Annotated in this window: 8 protein-coding genes; 6 read left to right on the forward strand and 2 right to left on the reverse strand. The window is 71.8% G+C overall.

Features of this window, described 5'->3' with window-relative positions; all coding sequences use genetic code 11:
- Positions 1 to 117: 117 nt before the first annotated feature.
- The 5 genes from OP86_RS27515 to OP86_RS27530 all read left to right on the forward strand — a co-directional run bounded on the left by OP86_RS27515 (position 118) and on the right by OP86_RS27530 (position 3,746).
- Positions 118 to 1,572, forward strand: a complete 1,455-nt coding sequence (locus OP86_RS27515) for an amino acid permease (RefSeq protein WP_051830776.1) — start codon at positions 118 to 120, stop codon at positions 1,570 to 1,572.
- Positions 1,573 to 1,627: 55 nt separating this feature from the next.
- The gene (locus OP86_RS27520; protein WP_030059783.1) at positions 1,628 to 2,059 is read left to right on the forward strand and encodes a M67 family metallopeptidase; all 432 of its coding nucleotides are present in this window, start codon (positions 1,628 to 1,630) and stop codon (positions 2,057 to 2,059) included.
- Between the two features lie 138 nt (positions 2,060 to 2,197).
- Positions 2,198 to 2,317 (forward strand): putative leader peptide, encoded by a 120-nt coding sequence (locus OP86_RS39065; protein ID WP_317621128.1) that lies wholly within the window; start codon positions 2,198 to 2,200, stop codon positions 2,315 to 2,317.
- Positions 2,318 to 2,428: 111 nt separating this feature from the next.
- The gene (locus tag OP86_RS27525; RefSeq protein ID WP_030257420.1) at positions 2,429 to 2,707 is read left to right on the forward strand and encodes a MoaD/ThiS family protein; all 279 of its coding nucleotides are present in this window, start codon (positions 2,429 to 2,431) and stop codon (positions 2,705 to 2,707) included.
- Between the two features lie 70 nt (positions 2,708 to 2,777).
- A complete protein-coding gene (locus OP86_RS27530) occupies positions 2,778 to 3,746 on the forward strand; it encodes a PLP-dependent cysteine synthase family protein (RefSeq protein ID WP_030059785.1) in 969 nt (322 codons plus the stop codon).
- Between the two features lie 49 nt (positions 3,747 to 3,795).
- Here the strand turns inward: OP86_RS27530 and OP86_RS27535 are convergent, their stop codons facing one another.
- Positions 3,796 to 4,251: a type II toxin-antitoxin system PemK/MazF family toxin gene (locus OP86_RS27535; protein WP_030059786.1), complete on the reverse strand. Its 456-nt coding sequence runs from the start codon at positions 4,249 to 4,251 to the stop codon at positions 3,796 to 3,798.
- 301 nt (positions 4,252 to 4,552) lie between these two features.
- Between OP86_RS27535 and OP86_RS27540 the strand changes: the two genes are divergently transcribed.
- A complete protein-coding gene (locus tag OP86_RS27540; protein ID WP_030059787.1) occupies positions 4,553 to 5,299 on the forward strand; it encodes an MBL fold metallo-hydrolase in 747 nt (248 codons plus the stop codon).
- Between the two features lie 25 nt (positions 5,300 to 5,324).
- Here OP86_RS27540 and OP86_RS27545 read toward each other — a convergent pair whose 3' ends face one another.
- On the reverse strand, positions 5,325 to 6,239 hold the full coding sequence (locus OP86_RS27545; protein ID WP_030059788.1) for a branched-chain amino acid transaminase: 915 nt from the start codon (positions 6,237 to 6,239) through the stop codon (positions 5,325 to 5,327).
- Positions 6,240 to 6,557: the final 318 nt, after the last annotated feature.

Consider the following 6,557-nt stretch of genomic DNA (forward strand, 5'->3'; position numbering starts at 1 on the left):
TGCAAAATCGGGCAGATCATACCAGGCCATGCTCAAATATCGCTCAGACGAACACCGCTATCCGGATGGTGCGTGGTACGACTTCTCCACTCCCGAGACCGACCAGGACGGTGCACCATGGCCGAGAAGTTGTACGACGAAGTCGTCGACACCAAACCGGACGAGGAGGGCTACGAGCGGGGACTCGGCAGCCGCCAGATCCAGATGATCGCCATCGGCGGCGCCATCGGCACCGGCCTCTTCCTCGGCGCCGGCACCGCGATCTCCAAGTCCGGCCCGAGCCTGATCCTCTCCTACGCCGTCGCCGGCGTGGTGATCTTCGTGATCATGCGGGCCCTCGGCGAACTCCTCACCTACCGCCCGGTCTCCGGCAGCTTCGCCGAGTACGCGCGGGAGTTCCTCGGCCCCTTCGCCGGCTACGTCACCGGCTGGACGTACTGGCTGTTCTGGGTCGTCACCGGCATGGCCGAGACCACCGCCGCCGCCGTGTACGTGAAGTTCTGGGCGCCGGACATCCCGCAGTGGCTCAGCGCACTGACCTTCCTGGTCATCCTCTACGCGGCCAACCTGATCTCGGTGAAGGTGTTCGGCGAGATCGAGTTCTGGTTCTCCATGGTCAAGGTCACCGCCATCATCGGCATGATCCTGATCGGCATCGGGGTGCTCACCCTGGGCTTCAGCAAGGCCGGTGACACCGCGTCGGTCACCCACCTGTGGGAGAACGGCGGCTTCTTCCCCAAGGGTATCGGCGCCACCGTGATGACCCTGCAGATCGTCATGTTCGCCTACCTGGGCGTCGAACTCGTCGGCGTCACCGCGGGCGAGAGCGAGAACCCCGAGAAGACCCTGCCGCGGGCCATCAACACCCTGCCCTGGCGCATCGCGCTGTTCTACATCGGCGCCCTGGTCGTCATCCTCTCGCTCGTCCCGTGGACCGAATTCCAGCCCGGCGTCAGCCCGTTCGTCGCCGCCTTCGGCAAGATCGGCATCCCCGCGGCGGCCGGCATCATCAACTTCGTGGTGCTCACCGCCGCGCTCTCCTCCTGCAACTCCGGCATGTACTCCACCGGCCGCATGCTGCGCGACCTCGCGCTGCGCGGCCAGGCCCCCGGGCAGCTCACCAAGCTCAACGCCCGCCGCAGCCCGGCCGTCGCGATCACCGTCTCCTGCCTGCTGATGGGCGTCGGCGTGGTCCTCAACCGCCTCGTCCCGGAGCGGGCGTTCGAGTACATCACCTCGGTCGCCACCGTCTGCGGCCTGTGGACCTGGGCGATGATCCTGATCTCCCAGATCCGCTACCGCAAGGCCTGGAAGGGCGGCCACCTGCCGGCGCCCACCTTCAAGGCGCCCGGCGGCGCCTGGGTCAGCTGGGCCGCGCTCGCCTTCCTCGCCCTGGTCGTCGTGCTGATCGCCCTCGACGAGGACAACCGGATCTCGCTGTACGTCTTCCCCGCCTGGGCCGCGGTGCTGGTGATCGGCTACCAGGTGCTCAAGCGCCGCAACCCGCAGGCCGCCCACGGCACCGCCCACGACCACCTGCACGCCCGCAACGGAAACGTGGACACCCACTGACCGAGCCTCGGACGCCCCGGCGGACAGCCGCCGGGGCGTGGCTATCCTGACCCGCATGCTGACCATCACCCGAGAACTCCGCGACCGGATCGTGGCCCACGCCCGCGCCGACCACCCGGACGAGGCCTGCGGCGTGGTCGCCGGACCGGCCGGCAGCGGCCGGCCCGAGCGGTTCGTCCCGATGCTCAACGCCGCCCGCTCGCCCACCTTCTACGAGTTCGACTCGGGCGACCTGCTCAAGCTCTACCGCGAGATGGACGACCGGGACGAGGAGCCCGTGATCGTCTACCACTCGCACACCGCCACCGAGGCCTACCCCTCGCGCACCGACGTGAGCTACGCCTCCGAGCCGTTCGCCCACTACGTCCTGGTCTCCACCGCCGAGGGCAACGGCGCGGACGACCCCTACCAGTTCCGCTCGTTCCGCATCGTGGACGGCGAGATCACAGAGGAAGACGTCCAGGTCGTCGAGGACTACCCGGCCTGACCGGCACCCGCTCGCGCCCCGCCTGCCGACCGTACGCACCCGGTCGGCGGGCCCTGGCGTCTCAGCACTGGGAACGAGAACATCCGGATCCCGAGACAGGCATGTCGGAGCGGGCCCGGGAATCTATACGATGAGCCCATGCGTTCCGTCGATGTGAGCAACCAGGCCCCGGGCACCCGCCTCGTGGCGCGCCTGCACATCGACCTGTGCCGGCACGCCGGCGCGATCTGTCCCGGCACGCCCGCGCGCTCGCGCTGAGAGCCGCCCCGCCGCACCCGGGCCCACCGGCGACGCCGAGCCCCGGGCACCGCCCGCCCTGCCGCGACCGCCGCGGCCCACCCACTCCACGACCCGCACAGGAGCGCACCCATGGCCATCGAGGTCCGCATCCCGACCATCCTCCGCACCTACACCGACGGCGCCAAGGCCGTCGAGGGCAACGGCAGCAACCTCGGGGAACTCTTCGCCGACCTCGACGCCCGGCACCCGGGCATCGCCGCCCGCCTGGTCGAGGGCGGCGAGCTGCGCCGCTTCGTCAACGTCTACCTGAACGACGAGGACGTCCGGTTCCTGGAGGGCATCTCCACCGCCCTCGCCGACGGCGACAGCGTCACCATCCTGCCCGCCGTGGCCGGCGGCGCCCGCTGATCCACCGGCTCCCCCGCCGCCGGTGGGGGAGCCACCCCGCGACCCTCACCGCCGTGGCCGGAGGCCCCCCTTGCGTTACGACAGCCCGCTCGAAGCCGTCGGCAACACCCCGCTGGTCCGCCTGCCGAGGCTGTCCGCCGCCGTCCCCGGCAACGACGAGGGCCTGGTGACCCTCTGGGCCAAGCTGGAGGACCGCAACCCGACCGGCTCGATCAAGGACCGCCCGGCGCTGCACATGATCGAGCGGGCCGAAGCCGACGGCCGGCTCACCCCGGGCTGCACCATCCTGGAGCCCACCAGCGGCAACACCGGCATCTCGCTCGCCATGGCCGCCAAGCTCAAGGGCTACCGGATGGTCTGCGTGATGCCCGAGAACACCAGCGAGGAACGGCGCGAGCTGCTCCGCATGTGGGGCGCCGAGATCATCCCCTCCCCGGCCGCCGGCGGCTCCAACACCGCCGTGCGGATCGCCAAGGAGATCGCCGCCGAGCACCCCGACTGGGTCATGCTCTACCAGTACGGCAACCCCGACAACGCGGGCGCCCACTACACCGGCACCGGCCCCGAGATCCTCGCCGACCTGCCGACCGTCACCCACTTCGTGGCGGGCCTCGGCACCACCGGCACCCTCATGGGCGTCGGCCGCTACCTGCGCGAGAAGGTCCCCGGCGTGAAGATCGTCGCGGCCGAACCCCGCTACGACGACCTGGTGTACGGGCTGCGCAACCTCGACGAGGGCTTCGTCCCCGAGCTGTACGACGCCGAGGTGCTCACCACCCGCTTCTCCGTCGGCTCCGCGGACGCCGTCCGCCGCACCCGCGAACTCCTGCAGCAGGAGGGCATCTTCGCGGGCGTCTCCACCGGCGCCATCCTGCACGCGGCGATCGGAGTCGGCCGCAAGGCGGCCGCCGCGGGGGAGCGCGCGGACATCGTCTTCGTCGTCGCCGACGGCGGCTGGAAGTACCTGTCCACCGGCATCTACACCGCCGAGTCCACCGAGGCGGCAGTCGAGGCGCTGCAGGGCCAGCTCTGGGCCTAGGTCCTGTCCGACGCCGCGCGCTGATCCGCCAAGATCCGCCGGACAGGCCCTAGCCCGTCTGAAGCGACCGCTGCGCCCGGGCCCAGACCTGGCGGTCCACCGTGCCCGCCCGGCGGCGGAAGGCCGACAGCGGCACGTCGCGCAGCTCGTCCGTCTCCAGCCAGCTGGCCCGGCCCTGCCGGTCGCCCACCGAGCCGGGCGGCAGCGGCAGCACGCCGGGGCGCTCGGCGTGGTGCTTGCTGGTGATCTTCGCGACGGTGGCGGTCCGGCCGTGCACCCGCAGCACCAGGCACGGGCGGTCCTTGGAGCCCGGGCCGTCCTCGAACGGCACCTCCGCCCACCAGATCTCCTGCGGCTCCGGACGGGCCCGGGTGCCCGGGCGCGGCCGCGGGCCGGTCGGGCCGGCCGGGCGCGGGGCCGGACGGGTGCGCCGCGCCACCACCGCCGCGACGGCCGCCAACAGTGCGATGCCGGCCAGCGCCAGGACGCCCCAGGTAGCAGTCATGCCGTTCATGCGGCGAACCGTACCGGGCCGGCGGTGAACCCCACCACCGTGACGGCCGTGACAGTTGAGTACGTGTCCGCACGTTGCTCCCCCTCCCGCCTCCCGCCACCGTCCCCGGCGTTCTGGTGATTCCAGCCACAGCCCGGCACGGGGACGGGGGCAAAGTGCCGCTCCGCCCTTACCCTCGACACACCAATGCAGTGCTCCCGGCCGGTCCACCGGCCCGGCCTGCCGTTTTCCATGCTGTTTTCCATGCCGTTTTCCAGCAGCAGCCAGGACGTGTCGGGGCGGAGGGGCTCGGATGAAACTGACCGTGGTGGGGTGCTCGGGGAGCTTCCCGTCCGCCGACTCGCCCTGTTCCAGCTACCTCGTCGAGGCCGAGGGCTACCGCCTCGTCCTCGACCTCGGCAACGGAGCCCTCGGCGCCCTGCAGAAGTACACCGGCCTCTACGACGTCGACGCCGTCCTGCTCAGCCACCTGCACGCCGACCACTGCGTCGACCTGTGCGCCTACTGGGTCGCCCGCAACTACCGCGCCGAGGGCTGCCCCGACCTGCTGCCCGTGTACGGCCCGGCCGGCACCGCCGAGCGGCTCGCCCGCGCCTACGACATGCCGGAGAACCCGGGGATGAAGGAGGTGTTCGAGTTCCGCACCCTCACCCCCGGCAGCTTCCGGCTAGGCCCCTTCCGGATCACCGTCGCCCAGGTCAACCACCCCGTCGACGCCTTCGCGTTCCGGCTCGAACACGGCGGCAGCTCGCTGGTCTACAGCGGCGACACCGGCGAGAGCGCCGAACTCGTCGAACTCGCCCGCGACACCGACCTCTTCCTCTGCGAGGCCGCGTACATCGAGGGCCGCGACACCTACCGGGCCGTCCACCTCAACGGCCGCGAAGCCGGCGAGCACGCCACCGCCGCGGGCGCCCGCCGGCTCGTCCTCACCCACATCCCCCCGTGGACCGACGCCGAGCACAACCGCCGCGACGCCGTCGCCGCCTACCCGGGCCCGGTCGAGATCGCCCGCGCGGGCGCCGTGTACGAGATCTGACCCGGCCGGCCGGGCTGACGGGTGCTCACGCCGCCGGGGTCAGCCAGTGCCGGTAACGCGGGTCGGCGCCCGTCACCGCGGCCCGGTAGGCCTCGTCCAGGACGGCGGTGACCGGGCCGGGAGCACCGGGCAGGGCACGGTCGTCGAGAGCGCGCACCGGGATGATGCCGGCCGCCGTACCGCAGACGAAGACCTCGTCCGCCGCGTAGAGGTCCGAGCGCAGGAGCCCCTCGACGCGGACCTCGATGCCCCGGTCACGGGCCAGCGTCAGCACGGTGTCCTGGGTGATGCCCTCCAGGGCGCCCGCACTCGACGGGGGCGTGCGCAGCACCCCGCCGCGGACGGCGAACACGTTCTCCCCGGTGCACTCGCTCACCGTGCCGTCCGGGCCGAGCAGCAGCGCCTCGTCGTAGCCCGCGTCATTGGCCTCCCGACGGGCGAGCACCGCGTTCAGGTACGGGCCGGTGGCCTTCGCGGCGGGCGGCACCGCGTTCGGGTCGTTCCGCCGCCAACTGCTGGTCTTCAGCGTGATCCCGCCCTCCGCGTGCGGGAGTTGGCCCTGCCACTCCCAGCTCGCGATCGACACGCCGACCGGCGAGTGCCGCATGTCGATGCCCATCGTGCCGTAGCCGAGGAAGGCGAAGTGCCGCAGGTAGCACTCCCGATGGCCGTTGGCACGCACCATCTCCAGCGTCGCCTTCGCCAAGTCGTCCGGACCGTACGGGAGTTCCATCCGGATCATCCGGGCACTGCGGTCCAGCCGACGCAGGTGCTCGGGCAGCCGGAACACCGCAGGGCCGTCCGCCGTGGCGAACACCCGGGTGCCCTCCAGCACCCCCGTGCCGTAGTGCAGGCCGTGCGTGAGGACGTGCACCCGGGCCTCCTGCCAGGGCACCAGCGCGCCGTCCAACCAGATCGTCGAAGCTTCGGGAAGAGCCATGCCGCACATCCTGCGCGCCGCCGCGCCGCAGGTCAGCCCACCGGGGCCGACCGGAACCGGACATGACCGGGAGCGGAAACGCCGTACCGGAACGCGGACCCGGCCAGGGCGGGTGGCAGACACGCCCTGGACCCGGCCGCGCCGTCTCGCGGAGCGGAAACCCCGACCGGCCCGCTCCCCGCCTCACCGAGTATCCGGAGGATGCCCCGGCCTTTAGGGCAAGGCCGTGAAGTTAAGGGCTGATCGGCCGGTGACAAGGGTCGATCCGGTCGACCGCCGGACGTAGGAAGCGGAGCCCCGGTAGAACGGCTTGTCCGC

Origin of the sequence: Streptomyces novaecaesareae (assembly GCF_000716875.1) — a bacterium.
Classification (GTDB): domain Bacteria; phylum Actinomycetota; class Actinomycetes; order Streptomycetales; family Streptomycetaceae; genus Kitasatospora; species Kitasatospora novaecaesareae.